The sequence below is a fragment of the Mycobacterium sp. Dal123C01 genome, assembly GCF_052566995.1.
The window spans coordinates 5,492,069-5,516,450 of record NZ_CP199580.1; the positions used below are offsets into that span (position 1 = coordinate 5,492,069).

Consider the following 24,382-nt stretch of genomic DNA (forward strand, 5'->3'; position numbering starts at 1 on the left):
CCATGGCCGTCATGTCTGAGCCGGGACCAGCTGCGGACAACACCGTCGGACTCGACGGTAGCGAGACCGCTGCCGCGCCCACTTCCGCTGTGCCGGACGCGGCCACTTCCGCGGCGCCGGACTCAGCCGGGCTGGCGTGGTCCCGCGACGACGACGTCGACACCCCGCGCGAGCCGGCGCCCCGGCGCCAATCATGGCGCGCTACCTGGCGCACCGCCGCTGCCCTGGTCGTGGCCGGGCTGGTGATTGCCGGCGCGATTATCTTGGGGCGCTCGCTGTTGACGACACATCCAAAAGCCGCAGCGCCCTCACCTACCGCCGCGCCGACGTCCACGAATGGCCCGCCTCCGCCGGCACCGGGGACGGCTTCGGCATCGGCGGCCGCACCGTCATCGATCGTGTCCACACCGGATCAGGACAAGAAGTACGTTCAGACCCTCAACGACCGGGGAATCTCCTTCGCCAATCCCGACGCCGCGATCTACAACGGCAAGATGGTGTGCGAGAACATCCGACTGGGCGAAACGGTGCAGCAGATCATCGCGGCATTCCGGGCCAGCAACCCCGCACTCGGTAACGACGCCGACACGTACGTGACCATCTCCGTCCACACCTACTGCCCGCAAAACAGCAACCTGGTCGGTAGCGGACCCTAACGACCGCGCCGAGCCAAGGACAGCAGCGCTACCAGCGCGAAGGCAAAGAATCCGACGATTAACCCGATCACCGTAGATACCCCGGCGTTGAGCATCCAGGCCAGCACACCACCAACGGGCCCGACAGCGTGGCGAACGTCGTTCTGCGCGTGGTGAATTAGGTCCCCTAGGGGGTGCCAGCCCAGGTGATCGCTTCCGTCGAGCAAGATGTGTCCGCCGACCCAGAGCATCGCCACCATCCCGGTACCCGAGAGCGCGGACAGCAGTTTCGGCATCCCCGCGACCAAGCCCCGGCCGAGCCACTGTCCGGTTCGAGAGGCGGTCGAGGTGAGGTGCAAGCCGACGTCGTCCATTTTGACGATGACAGCCACGACGCCGTACACCACGATGGTGAGTAGCACGGCAACGACGATGAGGATGATCAGCCGCGGCACGAACGCCTGATCGGCCACCTCGTTGAGGGCGATCACCATGATCTCAGCGGACAGGACCAAGTCGGTCCGGATCGCCCCGGCTACCACGTCGTCCTCAGCCGCCGGCGCCGTGTGGGCGTCGTGGCCGCGGAAACTCCCCCACACCTTGTCGGCGCCTTCGTAGCACAAGTAGACGGCACCGAGCATCAGGATCGGGGTCACCAACCGGGGAGCGAACTGACTGAGCAGCATCGCAGCGGGCAGGATCAACAAGAGCTTGTTGCGCAAAGATCCGATCGCGATGCGCTTGATGATCGGCAGCTCACGCTCGGCCGCGATGCCGTGCACGTACTGCGGCGTCACGGCCGTGTCGTCAATGATCACACCGGCCGCTTTGGCGGTGGCGCGGCCGCTGGCAGCCGCCAGGCGTGCCAGAGCCGCGACGTCGTCGAGGAGCCCGAAGAGACCCGCACTCATCGCGTCTCCGCCATGGCGTTGGAGGGTACCCGCTGTCGTCGCAATCGTCGGACCCACGCACCCGCCGACTCACCGGCCCCCGGATCAGGGACAGTCCGAAGGCGCCTCACCGGCTGAGATCCGTGCTCGGCGAAAGTCCTTATCCCCATTAATTTTTCCCCGTCAGTGTGTCGATGTGGTAGTGGCTGGCGGTCCAGGGCGGGCTGTCGGGGGTAGGTGTGAGCGTGATCGTGATGAGCGTTTTGCCCGCGGTGAGGGACTCCGGCACGAGATAGGTGTCATCGAGCCAGCGGTGGGAATTGTTGCTGCGTGACTGAAACCAATTTCGGGCAGGGACCCCGTCGACGTCGACATCTGCCGACTGGTAGCCGATGTCTTGGTCCGAGGTACGGCGCACCAGCATCCCGTGATTGTCCGGATCGATGTTGACGTGAAACGTGATCACTGCGGGGGTGGCGCGGACCAACCCGGCGATGGTGCGGGTGTCATCCTCGCCCTCGTATTGGCTGATCAACACTCGGTCGTCGGCGTCGGTGTCGGTGTAGCCATGCAGGAATCGACTGACAGGATCGCTGGGGTTGACGTCGTCGCCGGAAATCGTGGACTCGTTCGGTTGGGTATAGAGGAATGCCGTTGAGCTGTAGTCGGGTTGGACCATGTTGCGCTTGCCGTGCTCAATGCCGAATCGAATCGCGGAATGGTAGCCGATAGCGTCGGCGAGCATGAGCCGGTAGACGGCGACACAGTAGTCCGCGCATCCGCCAGTGGCCGTACGTTGATCGGGCTGGCCGGTGAGTGGGTCGCTGTAGCGGGTGCCGTTCTTGAAATACCAGCCGCCCTCGTATAAATCCTCGGTGCCGGTTCCGTACCACTGCGGCGACGCGGAACCGTCCGTGTAGCCGCGTTCGGCGCCTTCGAGGAAGTAGGGGGCGTCGTCGCCGAATGACGTCTTGATCCGCGAGCCACGGATGGTGTGGTTGACGCCGACGAATTTGCCATGGCCGTGTTCATCGGCGAACAGCCAATCCTGACCGATGGTCGTTGGTCCGGCATGCGAGCGGGCGGTGAAGTAGCCGGCGCGGCCGCCGGCCAAGGCGGGCGCCCATTGAGCGTCGGGAGTGGTGACGACGTCGCTGCCGATCCCCGACACGGAATCGCCGGTCGTATTGACCAGGGTGATGTGGGCCGAGCGGGCGAAAGGCATTGGCCACCAGCACGACAACGACAACGACCCGCCGGGTTGCGGGGTCGCGGCGAACATCACCGATCGCACGTCGTTGGCGCCCAGTCCGGCGCCGAAGAATTCGCCAAGCGGCGAATCAACCAAGGTCTGGCCGTCGAACTCGATCTGGAGCCGCAACCCTGTCAGGAGTTCGTCCGTCGGTTCCGGCAGCTCTAGGCGCAGTGCGGAGATCATGCCCGACCCGGCCGCTTGCGCAATCGTCTCCCCCGCACCCGCGGGTACTTCGACAACCCGATTGGTATGCGCCGCAGTGGGTTCTGCCGGCTTTGGGTCGCTGGTACCCGCGGCGCGCAGACTGGCCACCACATCGAGCGCGGGATCCGAGGACGAGAAGGTGCTCACGCCGTCGGCGGTCGGAAACTGGCGATAGTCGACGTGGTAGTACTCCAAATGCGATGCGACGCTGATCCGCATCGACTGCCGGTACGGCATCGGCACTTTGATGTAGACACCGCCCGGCGACTGCGCGGCGTTCGCGACCAGCGGCCACACGAATGGCGCACCCAGACCACCGTCGACCAACGACTGCAATGGGGCATCGATCACCGTCTGGCCATCCAGTTCGATGCGGATCGCGCCGATTGCCCGGACGTTGCCGCCGTCGCGGGTGAACCAGATCGAATCGACCTCTCCGGCACCGTGATCCTCCGCGACCACACAGCCGGCACCGCCGGACGCCAAACATCCACCGGTGCCGTTCTTATTGCCGGTGGAGATGTCGAAATCGCCGCCGCTGCGATCGAAGCTCGACACCTGCAGAGTCTGGGTATCGGCACTCAGATATGGCAGCCGATCCAATCGACGGTAGGTGTCCCAGCCGACGAGCCTGTCGCGCAGTCCCGGACTGCTCGGCTCGGCATGCGCTAGGCCTGCCGCAGCCACGCCGGCAATCGCCAGCAGTAATGCGAACGTCGCAGACAACGCCCGAGCGGCCACCGGCATAGCAACAAAGGCTACTTATCTCCGCTGCAGTCGTGGGCCTATGAGTTCTAGAAGACCGCGAACCACATGGCGATGTATTGGCAGATCGCCGCGAGCGCGGTGCACGCGTGGAAGAACTCGTGATAACCGAATGTCCGCGGCCACGGATCGGGCCAGCGCAGCCCATAGAACACCGCGCCGATGCTGTACAGCGCGCCGCCGACAGCCAGCAACACCGTCGCGGCCACTCCGGCGTTATGCAGAATCAGCGGGGTGTACCAGATCGCCACCCAGCCCAGCAGCAGGTACAGCGCCACCCCGAGCCACCGTGGCGCCGACGGCCAGAACAGCGTCAGCGCGATTCCGGCCACCGCGCCGCCCCACACGATCGCTAGCACCACGTACCCTGTCGGCCGCGGCATGGCCAGCCTGGCGAACGGTGTGTAGCTGCCGGCGATGAACACGAAGATCATCGAGTGGTCGAGCCGTCTCATCCATTTTCTGACGACCTCCGACTCCCAATGGACGCGATGGTAAATGGCACTGACGGCGAACATCGCCACAATCGCCAAGGCGTATGTCAGCGTCGAGTGCCCGGCCCGCTTGGATGCCAGCGCCCATGAGAGCGTTACCAGCACTGTTCCCGCAAAGAAGGCGCCGACGGCGCAATAGAGGTGGATCCAACCGCGCAGGCGCGGCCTGGTCAGAGCATCGACAGCGCCCTCAGCGGGTTCTGGCTGCGCAACCGAATTGGCCTGGTAAATCATTGTCCCCCTGACCCGTGGCTCAATTGTCGCTACGTGCTCGTCATCCTCCGGCCAACCTGGATCTCCCTACATGGTCCTGCCCTGCGGTGAGGAATGACTATGTCGTACCTGTGAATTGCGTGTACGGCACGCGATGAGGCCGGCAAACGCGGTCGCGTTAACCCGCCTGTCCAGCAACGTCCCGTCTCGGTGCGACGTACAACGAGCACCGATGATATGTTCCGGCAACGACTCGCCGTCGGGTTCGCGCAGCGGGCCAGGCAGTGACGCGTGATGTGACCATCGACATCGCGGCCGCCGGAAGGGGATCGCTGTGCAGACGAGCATCTGGGCTCGCTGGATGGTGAGGTACGGCGCGCCGCGCGCGTTCTTGGCGGTGCAGGCGCGTCGCGGGCAACCCCTCGCCCGGTTTCTGCTGGGCCGGGCCCGCGGAGATGAGATGTATCGCCTGGTCGAAGACATCAGGGAACAGGGCCGCCTAGTGCGAAGGCCTTTCGTGTGGGTAAGCGCCGACCACGAAATCTGCCGGATGGTGTTACGCGATGACGGGTTTGGGGTCACCAACATCGCGAATGCGCCTCTATCGCAGCCATTCCCGGCGTTGATGGACCGAACAGATCCGGGCCTGCCCAATCCGGTGGAGCCCCCGGCGATGCTGATGTCGAATCCCCCGGATCACACTCGTTATCGGCGCCTGTTCGCGCAGAGCTTCACTCCACGAGCCATCGATAGGCTCAGCACTCGAGTCGCAGAGATCACAGGGGAACTACTCGATGATTTAGCGCGCAACCCGCAGCCCGACCTCGTCGCCGACTTCGCGACGGAACTGCCGGTGGCGGTCATCGCCGAGCTGCTCGGGTTGCCAAACGATGCGCACTCACAGGTGCGCGATTGGGGCTACAGCTTGGCCCCGCTGCTCGATTTCGGTACTAGCTGGAAGACGTTTCGCCACGCCGTCGAACGTCTTCGAGAGGTCGACCGCTACGCCGCCCAATTCATCGAACGGGCCCGTGAGGGCAACTCAGGCGACCATCCGTTCGGCCGCGTGGCCGCCGGCGGTGAGCTGACCCACCGCGAATTCGCGGCGAATGCCGCGCTTCTGGTCGGCGCCGGGTTCGAGACGACGGTGAACCTGATCGGAAACGGGATCGTTTTGCTGCTCGAACATCCTCAGCAGTTGGCCCTATTGCGTGAGGATCCGGGGCTGTGGCCGGCGGCGGTCGAGGAGATTCTGAGATTCGAAAGTCCAGTGCAGATGCTCGTGCGCACCGCACGCCGTGATGTCGAAATCGCCGGGGAGCACATCCCCGCCGGCGCGATGTTCATGCTGTTGCTGGGCGGCGCCAACCGCGATCCAGCCGTCTTCGCGGACCCCGGCCGGTTCGACATCACCAGGCCCAATGCGCGAGACCACCTGGCGTTCGGTTCAGGCATACACGGTTGCCTCGGCGCAGCCTTGGCGCGAATCGAGGGCGCCATCGCGCTGCGCACGTTATTCGAGCGGTTTCCGAGCCTGAGCCTGCGCGAGACGCCCGAACCGCTCGAACTGATCACCTTGCACGGGTTCAAGCGCCTGACAGCCGAACTGCGAACGAGGCCGGCGGGAGAAGCACCGTCCCTCAACCAAAACCCATAACGATCATTTACGAAATGTTTTGCCGCGCACCGCGATACCTGAAACTCCCTGCCTCCCAGGCAATATGAAGGCTGGGCTCAGGAAGCGAAACGCTTGCGCAGCCGCTCGAACGCTGTGGGATGGCGACAGGCCTGGTATCCCTCGCGGAGCTCTCGTGCCAGTTCCGGCAAAGGGGCGGATGGACTGTAGCCCCGGACAACCTCCGAGCCGGCTAATTGCGTGCTTTATACGTCGTAGTAGAGCTCGAACTCGTATGGGGTCGGCCGCAGGTTGAACGGTGCAAGCTCATAGTCACGCTTATAGTTGATCCACGTCTCGATCAAGTCGGGCGTGAAAACACCGCCCTGGGTGAGGTATTCGCTGTCTTCCTCCAGCCGGTCGATTACCGCCGCCAGCTGAGTGGGAGCCTGTGGAATCTCCGCGGCCTCCTCGGGCGGCAGCTCGTAGAGGTCCTTGTCGACCGGGGGTGGCGGTTCGATCTTGTGCTTGATGCCGTCCAGTCCGGCCATCAACTGGGCCGCGAACGAGAGGTACGGGTTGCCCGACGAGTCCGGGCAACGGAACTCCAGCCGCTTGGTCTTCGGGTTACTGCCGGTGATCGGAATCCGCACGCACGCCGAGCGATTGCGCTGGCTGTAGACCAAGTTGATCGGCGCCTCATAACCGGGAACCAGGCGTTTGTAGGAGTTGACAGTCGGGTTGGTGAAGGCCAGTAGCGAAGGCGCGTGGTACAGCAGGCCGCCGATGTAGTGCCGGGCGGTGTCCGAAAGGCCGGCGTAGCCCGTCTCGTCGTACATCAACGGGACGCCGTCCCTCCACAGCGACTGGTGGCAGTGCATCCCGGAGCCGTTGTCACCGAACAACGGCTTGGGCATGAACGTCACCGATTTACCTGCCTGCCAAGCGGTTTGCTTGGCGATGTACTTGAACATCTGATGGTCGTCCGCCGCGTGCAGCAATGTGTTGAACTTGTAGTTGATCTCGGCCTGTCCGCCGCTCCCCACCTCGTGGTGGCCCTTCTCCAGAGAGAAGCCGGCGTTGGTCAGGTGGGTGAGAATGTCATCGCGCAGGTCGACGTAGTGGTCCGTGGGGGCGACCGGGAAGTACCCGCCCTTGGGGCGGACCTTGTAGCCGAGGTTGGGGCTGCCGTCGGACTCGTTCGCTTCTCCGGTGTTCCACCAGCCGGATGTCGCGTCCACCTTGTAGAACGAGCCGTTAGTGCGCGAATCGAAGCTCACCGAGTCGAAGATGTAGAACTCGGCTTCCGGGCCGAAGTAGGCGGTGTCTGCAATGCCGGAGCTGATCAGGTAGTTCTCCGCCTTGCGGGCGACGTTGCGCGGATCGCGCGAGTACAGCTCGAAGGTGAACGGGTCGTGCACGAAGAAGTTCACGTTCAGCGTTTTGTGGGCACGGAACGCATCGATGGTCGCAGTTTCCGGATCGGGAAGCAGCAGCATGTCGGACTCATGGATCGATTGGAAGCCACGAATCGAGGAGCCGTCGAAGGCCAAGCCGTCCTCGAAGACGTTCTCGTCGAAGACGTAAATCGGAATCGTGAAGTGCTGCATGGTGCCTGGCAGGTCACAGAAGCGGACGTCGACATATTCAACGTTCTCATCCTTGGCGAGCTTGAAGATGTCGTCGGGCGTCTTTTCGGACAAGGAATGCTCCTTCGTTAGCAATGGCGCGACAGCGCTTTCTACGCCTCAACTATTTCGTCCGCGTGACAAGCTCAAGTCGAACCTGTTGCGCCTCAATAGGACAACGCCGTTGCGCCCTCCGGTGGCACTATCCGGCATTGTGGCCGATAGTCATATGAACCAGTGAACGCTGGCGCCAGCAGAGGTCGGAGTAATCATGCCGCACAACACAGAGCCGCAGTCGGATGACGAACAGCCGGACTACGTACGGCAGTCCTCTGTCGACTAGTTTTCGCGATCGACCTCGGCGACACGCGAACGAACGACCGCGCGAAATGGGCGAGACCTTTCAATTCCATCGCGAAATCATCGTCAGCGGTGACGACGCGCTGTCGAAGACAATTGCCGAGGAGCTCAGGGGCGCCGGGGCGCGGATAATCAAGATCAACACCGCCGCCGATCTCCTCGGCGCCGGGGTGCATCGCGCGCGCGCCGTCGTCTGCGCTGGACCCAATGACGCGGTGAATCTCGAAATCGCCTTACTAGCAAGAGAATACAGCCCGAGTGTACGCGTGGTGGCACGTCTGGCCAACGGCGTGCTGCGCGAAGCGGTGACCGCCGTTAGCGGCCCCGGCGCGATCTTGGACGTCGCCGACCTCGCGGCACCATCCCTCGTCGAGGCGGTTCTGTCACGTAACGCACACCAGTTCGACACGGCCGGCATCGAATTCGTCGTCTGGGGATCCGAGGCTCGGTACAACGCGACGCTGCGCGAGATCCACGCCGACCTGGCACCGGTGGCGGTGGTCCACGGCAAGAACTCGCCCACCCCCGGTGAGGTGGTGCCATGTCCGGGTCGGGATCTACAGGTCTACGCCGGCGACTGGACCTCGATGATCGGCGTCAAAGACGAATTAGAGGCCCGCGGGATCACGGTGCCTCCCCCGACCGCGACGCGCTCTCGCCACTCCCGGGTGCGCCGTGCGATCGATAGCGCGCGCGCCATGCGGGACGATGTGAACCCGTTCCTGTTGCCCTCGTTGGCATTCGCGCTGTTTCTCACGCTCGGATCGACAGCGGTGGTGCGCCTCACCTACCAGAACCCGCGGATGTCGTGGATCGACTCCCTGTACTTCGTCTCCGAGACGATCACGACCGTGGGCTACGGCGAATTCAACTTCACTCAACAACCCCCGTTGCTGCGCCTGTTCGCTATCGGATTGATGTTTAGCGGCGCGATCGTCACCGCCATCCTGGTGGCGTTTCTCGCGGATCTGATGCTGTCGCGCCGCTTCGTCCAGACGGCGGGACTCCGGCGGGCACGCCACATGCGCGACCACATCGTCGTCGTGGGACTGGGTTCCATTGGCGTCCGCGTCGTCAATGATCTGGCCGCCGCCGGCTACGACGTCCTCGTCATCGAACCGGACGAGAACAACCGGTTCCTGTCGACCGTGGCGGAACTCGATGTGCCGGTGATTTTCGGAGATTCAGCGATGCGCCAGACGCTGGAATCGGCACGCGTCGACCACGCCCGCGGAGTGGCGGTGGTGACTGGGGACGACATGGAGAACATCGAGACCGGGATCGTCTTGCTGGAGATTTTGGGGTCCGACACCAAGGTGCCGATCGTCATGCGTGTTCAAGGCCGCGCGCTGGGCACTGCGGTGAATCGGCAGTTCGGTTTCGAAAACGTGCGATCGATCGTCGATCTGGCAGCGCCCTGGTTCATCGGCGCGGCGATGGGACTGCAGGTACTCGGCACGTTTTGGGTCGGGCAGCGCTCCTTCATGGTCGGCGGAATGCTGGTGGCGGGGGGCAGCGAGCTAGACGGCCTGCGAATGATGGATTTGTCGACCCAGACGCGCGTCATCGCGATCACTCGACCGGAAGGGCCGGTTCGGCTGCGCCCCCGCCGCGACGCCCGACTCAAAGCCGGCGACACCGTCTATGTCATCGGCCCTTACCGCGAGCTGATCGCGACGCTGCGCAAGGGCCAGCCTCCGCCGCTGACCGCCATCAACGGTGAGCGCGCGGCAACGCTGGCCGCGGCGCGTTCGGTGGGTGCAGCGCGTTCAGCGGTGGGTGCGGCGCGTTCGGCCCATAGGCCGGACGTGCGCCCGCCAAGATGGGCGCCCGACCACGAGGCTTGAGTCGCGGCGCTGGTCGCGGGGCAAATATAGTCGGACGGTCGGCGGTGCCTGGGGAAGCGGATGAACATGCCCTTTGACAACCCGGATGAGTCGCGCGTTTCGGCTGCCGAACACGCGCGTTCGCTCGTCGCGGCCGCGCGGAACGATCCGGCGGCGCGGCTAGCCCTACTGCGCCGGATGTATGAGGTACCGCGCGGTGTGGACCGGGGCTATTTGCCCTACCGGCGCGCGGCGTCGGCGTTCATGGGGTGGCAGCTGCGCCGTGGCCTGCTCAACCCCCAGGAGCACTCCCGCCCGGGCAGCCCGTGGTGGCGGGCAGTGAACGAAATCCTGTTGTGCGACACCGCCGAGGCCCGGGCGATCGCGTTCGGCCAGTCCGGCGAGCCCAGCTCACCCTCGGTCCGCACCCACCTGGAATTCATTCGGCAACCAACCGCACGCAACTGGTACCGCGCGCACAACGCCTCAATCGCCGCGGCCTATTTGGCCAACGAGGAACTCGCCCGTCGGGAGACGCGGGTGGAACGGTTCTTTATCAACGTCGTCCTGATCCGGGTGCTCTACGCCCATGCCCTCGTGGCCGCGCCCCGACTGGCGCTGGGCTGGCTCGCACCGTTTGGGCGACTCCTCGGTGACCCTCGCTTGGGTATGACCGGGATCTTCCTGTCGCTGTCGCGCATCCTCCCGGACCGCTATCCGCTGGAGGACGACGTGGAAATGTACATCGCGCTCGAGCACGAGTTCGGTCACTTGCTCGACGTCGGAGTCATCCAGCCGAGATGGGGTCACCTCTACGACTGGTCCTCGGATGAGCTCGGCCATCCTGCGCTTCGCGACCTCTTGACTGATGACACGCCAAGCTACGCATGGGACATCGATGACGCCGAAGTCTGGCGGTTCCAACCTTCCCGATTGGCCCGTGCCGCACGTCGGATCGTCCGACCTTGAGTTTGCGGCCCTGTTAGCCGCGGTAGCTGGCCACCTTTGCGGCGTAGTCGTCGAGCAATCGAAGCGAGTCGTCCAGCGGCCGGGTGGGCAGCAACAGGCCCACTCGGTCGAAACCCAAGCCCTCGATGGCCTGCCAATAGTCGGGGTCAGCCGGCGAGCCGAACATCGCCAGTGGGACGTCGCGTCCGCCGCCGTCACGGATTTGATCGATGCGCTGGGTCAGCCGCTCCACCGGCAGCGGGTTGGATATCCAACCGGCGTCATGGCGTATGACCCGCTTGACCGTGGCATTCGAGTCGCCGCCAATGAAGATCGGCGGGTGCGGTTTCTGAACCGGCTTGGGGCGACTGTAGGAAGAGTCGAAGTTGACGTACGTGCCGTGGTACTCAGCCGGTTCGGTCGTCCACAACGCCTTGATGGCCTCGATGCGTTCATCCAGTAGTGCGCCTCGCGTCTTGGGGTCCGTGCCGTGGTCGCGCAACTCCTCGATGTTCCAGCCGGCGCCCACGCCGAACACGAAGCGGCCGCCGGAGATCAAGTCGATGCTGGCGGCCTCCTTTGCCGTGACGATCGGATCGCGCTGAATCAGCAGGGCGATCCCGGTAAACAACTCGATGGACGAGGTGACCGCTGCCGCCGCGGCTAATGTCACGAACGGGTCCAGGGTGCGGTAGTAGATCGATGGCAGCTCACCACCAAGCGGGTAGGCAGACTCCCGACTTGCCGGAATGTGCGTGTGTTCAGCGATTATGAGCGATGCGAATCCCCGCTCTTCGATCGCGCGAGCCAGCGATATCGTGTCGATGGTGTCGTCGTTGACGAACGTTGAGATTCCGAATTTCATACTCACCCTTATCTGCCGCCGTTAATCTGCCGTCTGCCGAAGAACCAACACCCACACGCACGCCGCTAATCCCGGTGAGGCGCCAACGGGAGGTACCAGCTGCGGCGATGGACCGCAGCGCCCCGCCTGCCGAGGCGTGCATGAACTAGCCTCTCCGTGACATATCGGTGTCGCCGGTCCTATGTTGGCGGCCCGGCAGAGCTGACCGCAGCTGGGCGTAGGCAACTACCAACGCGTCGCGCGTGAAGCCTCTGTTGAGGCCGCTCGGGTTGGGAAGCACCCAGGCTTCGGTCCCAGCGAATGCGGTTGGCTGTGGGCCCCAGTCGATTTGGGAGTCGCCGGTCATCGCCGAGAGCGCGGGCTTTCCCAGGAAGGCAGTCGCCCGCGGCCGATACTGACAGATTTTGGCCTCGAAACTTGGCCGTGCCAGCCGGAACTCTTGAACGGTGATCTCGCTTGCTTGCCGGGTAGGCCGCGCCACAACTGCGGTGATTCCACAGCCATACTGCAACAACTGCTGTTCGTCTTCGGGTCGCAATTGCGTATCGGTGAAGCCCGCGAGATGCAGCACTGCCCAGAATCGGTTGTTGCGGTGAGAAAAGTTATGCCCGTCGACAGCGGCGCTGTAGGCCGGGTTGATGCCGCAAAAGATCACGTCGAGATCCTCGGTGAGCACGTCGGGCGGAAAGCCCGTCACCGAATCGCCTTTCCCGCGCATGTGTCAACCGCCATTGCGTTAGAGCGCTTCGCCGATGTCGGGCAGCAACGAAATGTCCTCTGGCTGTCCGCATCGGCGAAATAATGTTGCAGTCTCCCGGACATTTCTCTTGGCCCAATCAGCATCGAAGAGACTTAGCACCCGGTACTCGTATTTAAAGCGTTCTGCTCGGTCTCCCACCCGTTTGGCCGCTTGGGTCGTAACCACGCCTTCCGTGTACCAGTAGAGAAGATCATCGAGAGAGCCCGACCGGTCGAAACCGAGTTCCCCTCGCTCATAGAAAGTGAAGTGATACGAGCCATCGTCGGCAACGTAAATGTTCAGACCATCTTTTGTGCGAAATCCGACGAGCAGGGGCTGGACTCCCAGCTTTTCCGACAACCGATCTATCTCGGTCTGAAGTTCTGCAGATTTATCGTCCAAGACGCGGTCCGTATTCATCAAGAATTCCCCTGTAGCACGTGGTTGCTCCCAACGTGCAGCGCAACGAGATTTACGTCCAGCTCATCGGCCACGATGACCCCCTCCCGGTCGGCGGCACTGCGCCGTGAAGCTTAGCCAGTTTTGGGAGGCCACGCCCTTCACCTCAACCCGGTCAGACGGCGGGCCGCGAGCAAACCTCACGGTTGCGCCGCCGATCAGCGAACCGCGCGGCTCGGAGCAAGCACCGAGATGGTCCACAACCCATACCGACACGCAATCGTGGGCCCCCGATCCCGACGCGAGCCGACACCGATCACGAGTACAGTGATTGCTGGTTGACAGCGCAGCCGGCCTGGAACATATCGCCCCTAGAGGCAACTTGAGAGCGATCGCTCGCAACCAGGCAATTCGGTATTTCCCTCGCGAAAGTTCACAATGCAAAGGCGTCTAAAGCGGACTGTCACCCAGCGCCGCGGCCATGGCCTGTCCGACCCGCCAGCCAAGGGCTATTCGCTGGGTGCGCATGCCCCCGCGATGCGTGATCTGCTGGTCACACTGGGCCATGCTCGGACGCGCACCGTCATTCACCGGCGGGGGCAGACGGTCGGAGCCGGCAAGCAGATCTCTTCCTCCGATCATCAGGTACGGCACTGATGGCCATCGCAGACGTAGCCGAATACGCCCATCTGAGCGCCGCGGACGTCGAGGCGCTAGCCCTCGAACTGGATGCGATCCGTCTCGACATCGAGGAATCGCGCGGCGCGAACGACAGGGCTTATATCCAGCGCACCATCGCCTTTCAACGTTGCCTCGACTTCGCCGCCCGCATCGCGATCGGCGCCAGCCGAACCAGGACCGGGTGGATGCTGGGAACGCTCGCCCTAGCCACGGCCAAGAGCATCGAGAACATGGAGCTCGGCCACAACATCGGCCACGGTCAATGGGATTGGATGAATGACCCCGAAATCCACTCCACCACCTGGGAGTGGGACATGGCGGGGCCGTCCTCGCAATGGAGGTACTCGCACAACTACCGCCATCACGTCTTCACCAACGTTGTCGGCATCGACGACGACCTCGGGTACGGCGTTCTGCGGGTCACCCGTGACCAACAGTGGAAACCGAGCAATTTGGTGCAGCCGCTACGGCATCTGGTGCTGGCAATTGTGTTCGAATGGGGTATCGCCCTGCACGGGTTGCACTCCGAACGTGATCGCGCGCAGACTGACGCCGAAAAATCCGCTTGCGCCCGGGATATGCGCCGGAAAATTGTGCGTCAGACGGCCAAAGACTACTTGTTGTTCCCGGCGCTCGGAGGGCGGCGCTGGCGGCGCGTCCTGGCCGGGAATGCATTGGCCAACCTACTGCGCAACCTATGGGCATATGCAGTGATCTGTTGCGGTCACTTCGTCGACGGCGCCGAGAAGTTCACGCCTGAGACCCTGGACGGCGAGACTAAGCCTGAGTGGTATCTGCGACAAATGTTGGGCAGCGCCAATTTTCACGCTGGACCGGTACTCGCGTTCATGAGTGGAAACCTCTGCTATCAGATCGAACACCATCTGTTCCCTGATCTGCCCAGCAATCGCTACGCTCAAGTCGCGAGGCAGGTGCAGGCCGTCTGTGCCGCATACGACCTGCCCTACACCACCGGCTCGCTACCCCGCCAATACCTGCTGGTGCTGCGCACGATCGTCAAACTGGCTCTCCCAGACCGGTTTTTGCGAGCCACCTCCGATGACGCTCCTGAGACCGCGTCTGAAAAGAAATTTCGCCGCCTCGCGAAAAGGCCCGCCCGAACAGGCGTCGGGAACGACACAGGTCCCACCCCGGCAAGTCGCCGCGAATTCTCGATGAGAACCACCGTCTGAATTGCCGCGTCCCAGCAGGACGCCGACCTGGAGAACTGCCTCAGCCGGTGTCGAGTCGCGGAAAGAGGATTTCCTCCGCTAGCAGCTGCAACGCGGCGGCAATCGGGATGGCAACAAGAGCTCCGACCATCCCGAGCAGCGAGCCACCGATCAAGACGGCCACGACGGTGGTCAGCGCCGGCACCTTGACCGCCCGCCCAATGATCTTGGGCACCAGCAGGTAGTCCTCGGCAAGCCGGAACACCACGAAGAACACGGTGGTTCCGATGCACACCGGAAGCGACACGGTGAGCGCGACAGCGGCCACGACCACACCCGCGATGGTCGACCCGACGACGGGAATCAAGTCGAAAATTGCCACGAAGATACCCAGCAGCAGTGGATAGGGAACTGAGAAGGCCATCAGCCAGATGAAGGTGGCGACCCCGGCGATGACCGAGATCATCACGTTGCCAAGGACGTAGGCACCCACCTTGGCGAAGACCTCATCACCGATGAGGATGGCGCGGGGCCGACGACTGTGGGGCACCAACCGGTACAGCGTGGTGCGGATGCGGGGCATGTCGACCAGGAAGTACACCGTGAGCACCGCGACGATGAGTATGTCGGCAACTGCTTCGAAGACGGCGGTGCCCGCACTGACCACATCGTTGAGAACCGATCCACCCGAACCGTTGACGGCGTCGGTAATCCGCTGTTGTAGGTGGAAGCGGTCGTTGAGCCTGCCGACTGCCGAGGAGTGGTCCTGGGCCTGCTGAACGTAGTGCGGCGCTTCGCGTATCAGCTCACCCGCCTGTTGGGCGAGCGGGGGAATCGCGGCACCGACGAAGGTACCCAACAGCGTGAGAAAGATGGCGAACACCAGCGTGGTCGCCGCCCACCGCGGCAGTTTGTGGTTGACGAACCAGGAGGCGGCCGGTTCAAGACCGAGTGCAAGAAAGAACGCAACCCCGATGAGGACCAATATCGAGGCCATGGATTCCAGCACACGGACCGCCCCGTAGGTGACCGCGACACCGGCGGCCGCTGCCATCCCGACGAAAAAGGGCGACCGCCGATCAAAGCGGCGCCCCAGCCGGCCGAGGGGCTGCTCGTCGGAACTCATCTCGGCCGCACTGGTTTCTGCCTCGGCGACCGGGCCCTCCTGCTCGTGAGGTTGGGCAACCAGATCGCGATCCACTTCGGCGTCTCGACCTTCGGTGATGAGGTCGTTGTCAACTCCGGTCATGTGAAGCCTCCGCTAATCCATCGGCGGAACAGATCCGCGTTCCCCGAGTACCCGCTTCCCGAGCTGCGAACAGGCCAGTTTCGATCGCACTCCATCGGGACGTGACTGGCGGGGATCGACGACGAGACGGTAGCTAGAACACCGCATCCACTCAGCGATCGATACCTTCATGACCAGAGCGGACCAGTGCGTTGCTGGGAAGCAGGAACCCGGGCAGCTGGAGCTTTCGGACTGCCCGTAGTGCCCCTGAAGGGATCACCCGCTTGAAGAAGACGCTGGCGTCAAAAGCCGCGCGCACTTCCTTGACGTAGGAACTCGGAAGACCGAATCGGATTCGGCCCTGGCTGACGTCGACGAGGTCACCCCGCCGAAAAGCCTCCACGAGCGGCGCGTGGGGCCGGGTCGGGCCGTATCTGGAAAGCCGATGATGTTCAGCAACGATGAGCGCCAGCTCGTCGGACCAACTCTGCCGGCCAGTCTCTTCCAGCCATGCATCCTGCGCCTCGATCGACGGCACCAGGTAGTCGAGCGTGTCGAATGCGGCCAGGTCATGAAACGCTGCGGCGATCGTGAGCTTGTCGTCGCGGTCGGGTGTAGATGGAGCGAACGCGCGGGCGAAGTTCACGACGCGGTAGACGTGCGCTTTGTAGGCGTCGTCGCCGTGGGCGTGCTGGCGGTGAGACTCGAAGATCTCGTCGGCCAGGGGCAAGCTGCGGAGGATCTCCGGCGTGATCACGAATTGAGCGTACGTCTGTTGCCAGATAGACGGTGGTGACGCTGCCGGGAATCGAACCCGAGGCCCTACCAGGCAATATGCCTTCTGATCTGCCGGTACTGTTAAGTCGGACAGGCGAGGCCAGGTCGTGTTCGATGGCCGAAACACCTATGATCCAAAGCGCCTGCGGGCCGAGGGCTTTGAGCACCACGGCGTGGGCCGGAACTAAGGAGCATAAACATCGTGAGAGCCCTCGTGGCGGGCGCCGCCGGGTTCTTGGGGTCCCACCTGTGCGATCGTCTTCGCCGCGACGGCATCGAGGTCGTCGGGATCGACAACTTTTGTACCGGCAGGCGCGAGAACGTCAAACACCTTGAGGGAGATCCGGGCTTCAGTTTCATCGAGCACGACATCACCCGACCGACAGGCGCGGCGGTGGCGGGTCCGCTCGATGTCATCTTCAACATGGCTTGCCCCGCATCCCCGCGCGCCTACCAGCGCGATCCCCTGTTCACCCTTGAGACGAACTACGTCGGGACGCGAAACCTCCTCGAATTGGCGCGCGAGAATGGGACAACCGTTCTGCAGGCTTCCACCAGCGAGGTCTACGGGGATCCGACGATCCATCCCCAGGTCGAGAGCTACTGGGGCAACGTCAACTCCTTCGGCGCGCGCGCCTGCTACCAGGAGGGCAAGCGAGTTGCGGAGACGCTGATGCTCGAGTACGCGCGCCGCTACGGCGTCCCTATTAAGGTCGTCCGCATCTTCAATACCTACGGCCCGAGGATGGACCCCGCGGACGGTCGAGTCATCTCCTCGTTCATCGTCCAGGCGCTGCGGGGAGAAGCGATCACCGTCTTCGGCGACGGCACCCAGACCCGTTCCTTCTGCTATGTAGACGACCTCGTCGACGGGCTCGTGAAGATGGCAGCGAGCGAACCCGCGTTCACCGGACCAGTCAACCTCGGCGGCCGGGCCGAACTTACCGTTCTCGAGACCGCGAGCCGCATCAAGGAAATGACGGGGTCCTCCTCGGCGACCGTCTTCAAGGCCCTGCCGCCGGAGGATCCGAGGAAGCGCACGCCGGACATCGGCCTCGCCGAGTCCAGGCTCGGCTGGCATCCACGAGTCCCTTTCGCAGAGGGGGTCGCGCAAACTATCGAATATTTCAGAGCGTCATCAGATGTAGCTGCAAGAGGCGCGCCGTGAGATTTGTGCTGGCCAGCTTGGGAAGTCGAGGCGATATCGAGCCGTGCGCCGCCATCGGTCGGGAACTGCAGCGCCGGGGTCACGAAGTATGCACGGCGGTCCCGCCTAATTTTCTGAGCTTCATCGAATCGGCGGGGCTTGCTGGGGTCCCCCATGGCCGGGACCAGGTGTTACACAACGCGAATATCGAACGCACATACGGGAATACGCCGCATCCCATGATGGCCGCATGGGAAGTTCTGAGGCATATCAACGAACTCTGGCCGGAGCTGGGCACGTCGCTGACGTCGCTGGCCGATGGGGCCGACCTGTTATTGACGGACGCAAGCGAGCAGGGGCTGGCCGCCAATGTTGCGGAGTACTACGACATTCCGCTGGCCGCGCTGCACATCTTCCCGCTTGATCCTGGTGGTACGGATCGGCACGTAGCCAGGGAGGCAGAAGACGTCCAACGCCGAGCACTGGGCCTGCCAGAAGAAACGGGCCCTTCGACGCGACGATCGCTGGAGATCCAGGCCTACGACGAACTCTTCTTTCCCGGGCTGGCAGCCGACTGGGCGAAATACGACCTACGGCGGCCGTTCGTTGGCGGGCTGACGCTGGAGTTGCCGGCGGATGCCGACACTGATGTCTCGTCGTGGATTGCCGCCGGGACGCCGCCGATCTACTTCGGCTTTGGCAGCAGCGTGCGACTCCCCTCGTCCGCTGAGACGGTCGCGGTAATCAGCGCGGCCTGCGCGCAGTTAGGCGAGCGCGCGTTGATTTGCAGCGGGTCGAGTGATTTCGTCCAGGTCCCGCATTTCGACCACGTGAAGGTTGTCAGCACGGTGAACCACTCGGCCGTTTTTCCCGCTTGCCGCGCGGTCGTCCATCACGGGGGCCCCGGCACCACGTTCGCGGGCATACGCGCCGGAATTCCGACGTTGGCCCTTTCGGTCTCGGTCGATCAGCCGTTGTGGGCCAATGCGGTCACCCACCTGGGAGTCGGCGTTGGGCGGCCCTTCTTTGAGGCGACGTTGGATACGCTGGTCGCGGATCTGCGCTCCATCCTCACTGAACAGTGCGTGACTCGAACCCGCGAGGTCGCCGCACAGATGGCCACACCAGCCGAAAGCGCTGCTGCTGCCGCCGATCTCCTCGAAGAGGCGGCCCGTCTCGGGCACGTGGACTGATCGGCGAAGGAGCGGATTATGACCGATCCCTGGATTCTCTATACCGAGGAGATGGACCAGGTCGACGGCTGGTTCTATCAGGCCGACGTCGAGCTCTTCGGCAATCTGCTCGCTCGCCAGACGGCCGAGGGCATCAAGGGCGATTTGCTGGAGATCGGCGCGTATCAAGGTAAGTCCGCCATCTTGATGGGATACGGCCTCCGTGACGATGAAGAATTCGTGATCTGTGATTTGTTCGGCGCGGTGATGGAGCACGCCGACATCGCTCAGGCCCCACGCCAGGAATACTCGGGCCTGGAGCAGGAGCAGTTCCTGGCCAACTGGGATCGGTTCCACACTCGCCGGCCAACGCTTGAAGTCTGCGAGTCATCGGCGCTCGACCTCGGAGACCGCATGGTCCGCTTCAGCCACATCGACGGCTGTCACAGCTACCAGTGCGTCGCCAAGGACATCAGTCTCGTCGTGACGCACACGGCCAAACGGGGCGTGATCGCGATGGACGACTATCGAGGCGTCCAAACCCCCGGCGTGGCCGCAGCCGTATGGCAGGCAGTCGGCAACGGCTTGTTGTTCCCTTTCGCCGCGACGTATACGAAGATCTACGCCTGTACCTCAGCCGCTGACCAGAAGTACTGGTCAGAGCGGATGCGGAATCGGGAGGACAACATCTACTTCCCCGACTTTGAGTTGCCGTCGTATCGCAGTGTCTCGGCAACGCAAATTCAGAACGTGACCGCCGAGGACTGACCGGCGTGCCGCCCACATGCCGCGTCGAGGATCGTCAAGATACGGACCCGCCGATGATGTGGCGGTGCAATTCCTCTGTGAGGATTTGGATTTGGCGGGTCAGCTCGGTGTTGGTTTTGAGCTCCAGTTCCTGAGCTTCAAAGTCGTGGTCGGCCTGGGCCTGTTGGAAGGCCGCTTGGCGATTCTGGCCGATCATGACGAACGTCGACAGAAAGATCGCTTCAAGTGAGACCACCAGCGCCAGTATCGGCCACGAGTACTTTTCGAATAGCGCTATCCACACGGCGAAAACGACCGCGTGAAGCCAGACGAAGTTCATCGAGCCCGCGAACGCGGTAATGCGATCGGCCAACCGCAAGTGACGTTTCTCGCTTCGTCTCTTGGCCTCCGCCAGCACGACCGGGTGGTGGATCTGACTATCGCGCAACAACCTGTGCGGGATGAGTTGGGGGATGTGCCGATCGGTGGTGAAGCGCGGGATTGTCATCTTCGGTTTTTCCGGGTCCATAGGATTCATTCTGACCTCGTTTCGCGGCATCGGCATCACCGCTTTCCCAGTCCCGCTCGAGGGCGTGAGCGATCGCGAGACCAATCATTCTCTCGCACAGTGCTATTCACTGAATATCGCCCGCCGACGGGAAGGGCGGCGGGTGCCTTACTACCAATTGCTCGGCGAGTAATCCTTGAGGAAGCAGCCGTGCAAATCTTCGCCGGACTCCCCGCGGACGATTGGGTCATACACACGGGCGGCACCGTCGACGAGGTCGAGCGGGGCATGGAAACCCTCGTCGGCAAGCCGCAGCTTTGTCGGGTGTGGACGCTCGTCGGTGATCCAGCCCGTATCGACGGCGGTCATGAGAATGCCGTCCTGCTCCAGCATCTCAGCGGCGCTGGTGCGGGTGAGCATGTTCAGTGCGGCCTTCGCCATGTTGGTGTGCGGATGCCCTGGGCCCTTATAGGCGCGGCTGAATTGCCCTTCCATTGCCGACACATTCACCACGTACGTGCGGCGGGAAGCTGAAGCGGCCATCGCCGGGCGCAGGCGGCTCACCAAAATGAACGGCGCGGTCTGGTTGCACAGCTGAACCTCGAGCAGTTCCATTGCGTCGACCTCGTGCACGCGTTGGGTCCAGCTGTTGATCGACGCGGTATCGGGCAGCAGGCCACCCGCGTCGATGGCGGTGCCCGCGCCGATCCGATCCGGAGACGCGCTGCGTGCCGTGAGTGCCAGTTCGGTCACCGCGTGCGGAGTTTGGTGCTCTTGGAGGCTTCCGGCAAGTGCGGCGGGATGGGCGTCGCTGACGCGGTCGAACGTGATGACTTCGACTGGTTCCGAGACGAGCTCCGGCGGCGGGGTGCGCTCCCCCGCGACGAGCGCCGAGTAGGAGCCAGGCGCTCGGCGCACCGTCTGAGCGGCGTTGTTGATCAGGATGTCCAGTGGGCCCTGCGCGGCCACCGCGTCCGCGAGGGCGACGACCTGAGCGGGGTCGCGCAGGTCGATACCCACGATGCGGAGCCGGTGCAGCCAGTCGGCACTGTCGGGCATCGCGCTGAAGCGGCGTACGGCGTCGTTCGGAAAGCGGGTGGTGATGGTCGTGTGGGCGCCGTCGCGGAGCAGTCGCAGCGCGATGTACATGCCGATCTTGGCGCGGCCACCGGTGAGCAGGGCTTTCTTACCGGTGAGGTCGGTGCGAGCGTCGCGCTTGGCGTGGCTGAGTGCGGCGCACTCCGGGCAGAGTTGGTGGTAAAAGGCGTCGACCACCGTGTAGTGGTTCTTGCACATGTAGCACGCGCGCGGCCGAAGCAACGTTCCTGCGGAGGCCCCGACCGCAGTGGACACCAAGGGCAGGCCCCGAGTCTCGTCGTCGATTCGGCCCGGCGCACCGGTGGCGGTGGCCGCGGTGACGCCGCGATCGGCGGCCGCAACCGCGTCGCGCTTGGCATCGCGGCGGGCCTTCTTGACCGACTTGAATATGCTCGCGGTGGCCCGACGCACTGTGACGGCATCGGGATGCTCGGGCGGCAACGACTCGATGTCGGCGAGCACCTGTAGGCACGTGTTGAGCTTGTCCGGGTCGATCGCGTTCACGTTGGAAGAGTACGGCGTTATTCACCTACGGCGTCACAGCCAGCCCCGGACCACCTGGGCGATCTGGCTCTCTCTTTGACCCGGGAGCGTTGGAGTTCTTTCAAGACAGTTCGGAATATGCGATACCGGTCAGGTTTCCCTGAGCGACTAGCAGGACCTTCTTGTCCGAGCCATCGAGCCTGGCCGAAAAAACATTGCCCCCAAAGTCGGTGACAAACATTCGGTCGCCCTTCAGATCCAGGGCGATGCCGATTCCCTCCATCAAGTGCGTAAACACGATCTCAGGAGCGGGGCGTCCCTTCGCATCCGCATCCATCGGCGCGCGATTGACCGTGTTACCGCGCGGCGGATCGCCCCGATCGGTCCAATACATGACGCGATTGTTGAGATCGAGCTCCAGATCGATCGGTTCGGGAAGCCCGTGATACAGAACTTCGATATCTGCTCGATTAGATGCCGTCTGTCCTGTGGGAATTTCGACGCCGGCACGGAAAATGCCGCCCTGGCCGGCGTTGTCAGGACCCTTCTGCGTCCAGTACACCTTGCCGCCATCGACATCGATGGCTACGCCCACACACCACTTCGAAGCATGCGGCCCCGGTCGCGCGTCGCCCTGGCTGGTGTCCACGAGGGTCTCGATGTTCGAGCCGTCGAGGTTGGCGCGCATCAGTCGCATGCCCTCGCGGTCGCACCAGTACAACTTTCCGCTCTTCTTTTCGAGCTGGAGCTGCTTGGGAGTGAATGTGTCGCCCGGGCGAACAATCGTCTGGCGATTCTGCCCGTCGACGTCGGCTCGCTCGATGGAACCGTCGTTCTCCGCGGGGTTGCCCATGTTGGTCCAATAAATGTGTCCCGCCGCGACGTCCACCGCGGGGCCATCGGGGTATCTGCACTCGGTGATGATGACCTTGCGGTCGGAACCGTCCGGTTTCAGCGAAACGACGCAGTCGTCGCTGAGCACAAGCAGGAACAAACGGCCGGCGGTTGCGTGGTCGCCGACCGTCTGTTCCGGTTCCTGCATTCGCGAACTAACCATGTGGCTCTACTCCAGATCGCTCGGTTGCTGAAGCCGTGGGCCACAGAACGATGCCCACCTAGGCTCCAAGGTGGAATCAAACGTGTCGCGCCGGCGAAGTGCCCGACAGGGAGACCTGTGGCGGGCGTCCCTGCTATTAACGATCATTGGAAGGTCAGTGCCTGTTCGGCCCCAGCCTCTTTGAGGCTCGCGATGTCCTTGAACCCGCAGATCGCTAAACACAGATCCAGCTCGGCGAGGAAAGATCTCAGGTAGTGCGTCAAGCTCTCGGCGCCGCCATAGGAGAGGGCGTACGCGTAGGACCGGCCGAGACCGACGGCCGTTGCTCCCAATGCCAAAGCAATGACGGCATCTGTGGCGCTGCGTATGCCGCCATCGAACATCACCGGAGCGGAGCCCGCCGCGGCGACCACTCCAGGCAGCAACTGAAGGGTCGGTAGCCCCGAATTCGCTTGTCGGCCCCCGTGGTTGGTCACGTAAAGTACGTCGGCACCGTTGTCGATCGCCAACCTCGCATCATCGGGGTGCTGAATCCCCTTCACCGCGAGGGGAAGCTTGGTGTTGGCACGGATCCAGCGAAGGTCGTCCCAGGCCAGCGGGACCGCGAAGATCGAGGCGTAGTAACGCAGTGTCGCCGGGGGGTCTTCGTGTGGTGGCTTCGCGAGATGTTTGGTGAAGTTTTCGTCGGAGTAATAGTTCTCCATGCAGAAGCCACGCGCTTGCGGATAGTTTCCGATCGCGAGGTCCGCAGGCCGGTAGCCCAGCGTCCAGGAATCAACGGTCACCACCACGCTGGAATATCCGCTGCTCTCAGCACGATCGAGGAAACTGGCGGCCAGCTCGCGATCTCCCGGCAGATACAGTTGGAAAAAGCTTGGCGTGGACCCAGCATGCTTGATGACTTCGTCCAGCGGGGTTTGCGAGAACGTTGACAGCGTGAACGGCACACCGGTATTGGCCGATGCCTGGGCCGAGGCCACGTCTCCCTGAAAGTCCGGCGAGCACAAACCGATCAGGCCTATCGGGGACATGAACATCGGCGAGGGCAGATGCTTGCCGAACAAGTCGATGGACAGATCGCGCTCGGGCGGGCTGACCATCATTCGGGGAATGATCCCGTAACGCGAATATGCGTCGATGTTGGCACGCTGAGTGCGACCGTCCCCCGCCGCGGCCGAGACATATCGGTACACCCAGTCCGGGAGCGCGTCAATGGCTTTCCGCTCAATCGATTCAAAGTCGAACGGGTACCGCGAGCTTATGCCTCGTACCGCGTCGCCATAGACGCTCCACTGAAAGTCCCCAAAATTCTTAGTCATGGTCCTGCCCCTTGTGTCGAGGATTAGATGGTCATGACGACCACACACTGGTCATCATCGTGACACCTTCGGACGGTGTCGATGTAGTCGGAAACAATCCCGCAGGCTGAATATTGTTCTACGGCACATGATCTCGAATACTCGATCAGCAACAGAT

22 protein-coding genes are annotated in these 24,382 nt (G+C 63.2%); 9 read left to right on the forward strand and 13 right to left on the reverse strand.

Going from position 1 to position 24,382, the window contains the following annotated elements:
- The first annotated feature begins 11 nt into the window (after positions 1-11).
- The gene (locus ACTXG5_RS25655; RefSeq protein WP_445161456.1) at positions 12-656 is read left to right on the forward strand and encodes a DUF732 domain-containing protein; all 645 of its coding nucleotides are present in this window, start codon (positions 12-14) and stop codon (positions 654-656) included.
- Here ACTXG5_RS25655 and ACTXG5_RS25660 read toward each other — a convergent pair.
- The 3 genes from ACTXG5_RS25660 to trhA form a co-directional block, all read right to left on the reverse strand.
- Positions 653-1,546, reverse strand: coding sequence for a DUF808 domain-containing protein (locus ACTXG5_RS25660; protein WP_445161457.1), 894 nt, complete (start codon positions 1,544-1,546; stop codon positions 653-655). The two genes, ACTXG5_RS25655 and ACTXG5_RS25660, sit on opposite strands and share 4 nt — an antisense overlap.
- 148 nt (positions 1,547-1,694) lie before the next feature.
- Entirely contained in the window at positions 1,695-3,731 is a 2,037-nt protein-coding gene (locus ACTXG5_RS25665; protein WP_445161458.1) for a glycoside hydrolase family 172 protein, read from the reverse strand.
- Positions 3,732-3,778: 47 nt separating this feature from the next.
- Positions 3,779-4,477, reverse strand: a complete 699-nt coding sequence (trhA, locus tag ACTXG5_RS25670) for a PAQR family membrane homeostasis protein TrhA (RefSeq protein ID WP_445161459.1) — start codon at positions 4,475-4,477, stop codon at positions 3,779-3,781.
- A gap of 313 nt (positions 4,478-4,790) precedes the next feature.
- Between trhA and ACTXG5_RS25675 the strand changes: the two genes are divergently transcribed.
- Positions 4,791-6,113 (forward strand): cytochrome P450, encoded by a 1,323-nt coding sequence (locus ACTXG5_RS25675; RefSeq protein ID WP_445161460.1) that lies wholly within the window; start codon positions 4,791-4,793, stop codon positions 6,111-6,113.
- A gap of 224 nt (positions 6,114-6,337) precedes the next feature.
- On the opposite strand, the gene glnA is transcribed toward ACTXG5_RS25675, so the two are convergent.
- On the reverse strand, positions 6,338-7,774 hold the full coding sequence (gene glnA, locus ACTXG5_RS25680) for a type I glutamate--ammonia ligase (protein ID WP_445161461.1): 1,437 nt from the start codon (positions 7,772-7,774) through the stop codon (positions 6,338-6,340).
- Between the two features lie 314 nt (positions 7,775-8,088).
- Between glnA and ACTXG5_RS25685 the strand changes: the two genes are divergently transcribed.
- Positions 8,089-9,906: an NAD-binding protein gene (locus ACTXG5_RS25685; protein WP_445161462.1), complete on the forward strand. Its 1,818-nt coding sequence runs from the start codon at positions 8,089-8,091 to the stop codon at positions 9,904-9,906.
- A 66-nt stretch (positions 9,907-9,972) separates the two neighbouring features.
- Positions 9,973-10,854: a hypothetical protein gene (locus ACTXG5_RS25690; RefSeq protein WP_445161463.1), complete on the forward strand. Its 882-nt coding sequence runs from the start codon at positions 9,973-9,975 to the stop codon at positions 10,852-10,854.
- A 13-nt stretch (positions 10,855-10,867) separates the two neighbouring features.
- Here the strand turns inward: ACTXG5_RS25690 and ACTXG5_RS25695 are convergent, their stop codons facing one another.
- The 3 genes from ACTXG5_RS25695 to ACTXG5_RS25705 all read right to left on the reverse strand — a co-directional run bounded on the left by ACTXG5_RS25695 (position 10,868) and on the right by ACTXG5_RS25705 (position 12,770).
- Positions 10,868-11,698 carry an LLM class F420-dependent oxidoreductase gene (locus tag ACTXG5_RS25695; RefSeq protein WP_445161464.1) on the reverse strand — a complete coding sequence of 277 codons (831 nt, stop codon included), beginning with the start codon at positions 11,696-11,698 and terminating at the stop codon, positions 10,868-10,870.
- A gap of 145 nt (positions 11,699-11,843) precedes the next feature.
- Positions 11,844-12,395 carry a G/U mismatch-specific DNA glycosylase gene (mug, locus tag ACTXG5_RS25700; protein WP_445161465.1) on the reverse strand — a complete coding sequence of 184 codons (552 nt, stop codon included), beginning with the start codon at positions 12,393-12,395 and terminating at the stop codon, positions 11,844-11,846.
- Between the two features lie 39 nt (positions 12,396-12,434).
- The gene (locus ACTXG5_RS25705; protein WP_445164594.1) at positions 12,435-12,770 is read right to left on the reverse strand and encodes a hypothetical protein; all 336 of its coding nucleotides are present in this window, start codon (positions 12,768-12,770) and stop codon (positions 12,435-12,437) included.
- Positions 12,771-13,274: 504 nt separating this feature from the next.
- On the opposite strand from ACTXG5_RS25705, the gene ACTXG5_RS25710 reads away from it, so the two are divergent.
- Complete coding sequence (locus ACTXG5_RS25710; protein WP_445161466.1) at positions 13,275-13,493, forward strand: hypothetical protein; 219 nt, start codon at positions 13,275-13,277, stop codon at positions 13,491-13,493.
- Complete coding sequence (locus tag ACTXG5_RS25715) at positions 13,493-14,710, forward strand: fatty acid desaturase family protein (RefSeq protein ID WP_445161467.1); 1,218 nt, start codon at positions 13,493-13,495, stop codon at positions 14,708-14,710. The genes ACTXG5_RS25710 and ACTXG5_RS25715 overlap by 1 nt, the downstream gene beginning before the upstream one ends.
- 40 nt (positions 14,711-14,750) lie before the next feature.
- Here the strand turns inward: ACTXG5_RS25715 and ACTXG5_RS25720 are convergent, their stop codons facing one another.
- Both ACTXG5_RS25720 and ACTXG5_RS25725 read right to left on the reverse strand, forming a co-directional pair.
- Complete coding sequence (locus ACTXG5_RS25720) at positions 14,751-15,938, reverse strand: AI-2E family transporter (protein WP_445161468.1); 1,188 nt, start codon at positions 15,936-15,938, stop codon at positions 14,751-14,753.
- Between the two features lie 151 nt (positions 15,939-16,089).
- Positions 16,090-16,674, reverse strand: a complete 585-nt coding sequence (locus ACTXG5_RS25725; protein WP_445161469.1) for an HD domain-containing protein — start codon at positions 16,672-16,674, stop codon at positions 16,090-16,092.
- Positions 16,675-16,896: 222 nt separating this feature from the next.
- Between ACTXG5_RS25725 and ACTXG5_RS25730 the strand changes: the two genes are divergently transcribed.
- The 3 genes from ACTXG5_RS25730 to ACTXG5_RS25740 are packed head-to-tail and all read left to right on the forward strand — an operon-like array spanning position 16,897 to position 19,781.
- The gene (locus ACTXG5_RS25730; protein WP_445161470.1) at positions 16,897-17,862 is read left to right on the forward strand and encodes a UDP-glucuronic acid decarboxylase family protein; all 966 of its coding nucleotides are present in this window, start codon (positions 16,897-16,899) and stop codon (positions 17,860-17,862) included.
- Positions 17,859-19,034, forward strand: coding sequence for a glycosyltransferase (locus ACTXG5_RS25735; protein WP_445161471.1), 1,176 nt, complete (start codon positions 17,859-17,861; stop codon positions 19,032-19,034). Before ACTXG5_RS25730 ends, ACTXG5_RS25735 begins: the two co-directional genes overlap by 4 nt.
- An 18-nt stretch (positions 19,035-19,052) precedes the next feature.
- The gene (locus tag ACTXG5_RS25740; protein WP_445161472.1) at positions 19,053-19,781 is read left to right on the forward strand and encodes a class I SAM-dependent methyltransferase; all 729 of its coding nucleotides are present in this window, start codon (positions 19,053-19,055) and stop codon (positions 19,779-19,781) included.
- A 34-nt stretch (positions 19,782-19,815) separates the two neighbouring features.
- On the opposite strand, the gene ACTXG5_RS25745 is transcribed toward ACTXG5_RS25740, so the two are convergent.
- The 4 genes from ACTXG5_RS25745 to ACTXG5_RS25760 form a co-directional block, all read right to left on the reverse strand.
- Positions 19,816-20,325: a DUF1003 domain-containing protein gene (locus tag ACTXG5_RS25745; RefSeq protein WP_445164595.1), complete on the reverse strand. Its 510-nt coding sequence runs from the start codon at positions 20,323-20,325 to the stop codon at positions 19,816-19,818.
- 114 nt (positions 20,326-20,439) lie between these two features.
- Positions 20,440-21,870, reverse strand: coding sequence for an SDR family NAD(P)-dependent oxidoreductase (locus tag ACTXG5_RS25750; protein WP_445161473.1), 1,431 nt, complete (start codon positions 21,868-21,870; stop codon positions 20,440-20,442).
- Between the two features lie 100 nt (positions 21,871-21,970).
- Positions 21,971-22,831 carry a 3-hydroxyacyl-CoA dehydrogenase gene (locus ACTXG5_RS25755; RefSeq protein ID WP_445161474.1) on the reverse strand — a complete coding sequence of 287 codons (861 nt, stop codon included), beginning with the start codon at positions 22,829-22,831 and terminating at the stop codon, positions 21,971-21,973.
- Between the two features lie 218 nt (positions 22,832-23,049).
- Positions 23,050-24,225 carry an alpha-hydroxy-acid oxidizing protein gene (locus ACTXG5_RS25760; RefSeq protein ID WP_445161475.1) on the reverse strand — a complete coding sequence of 392 codons (1,176 nt, stop codon included), beginning with the start codon at positions 24,223-24,225 and terminating at the stop codon, positions 23,050-23,052.
- Positions 24,226-24,382: the final 157 nt, after the last annotated feature.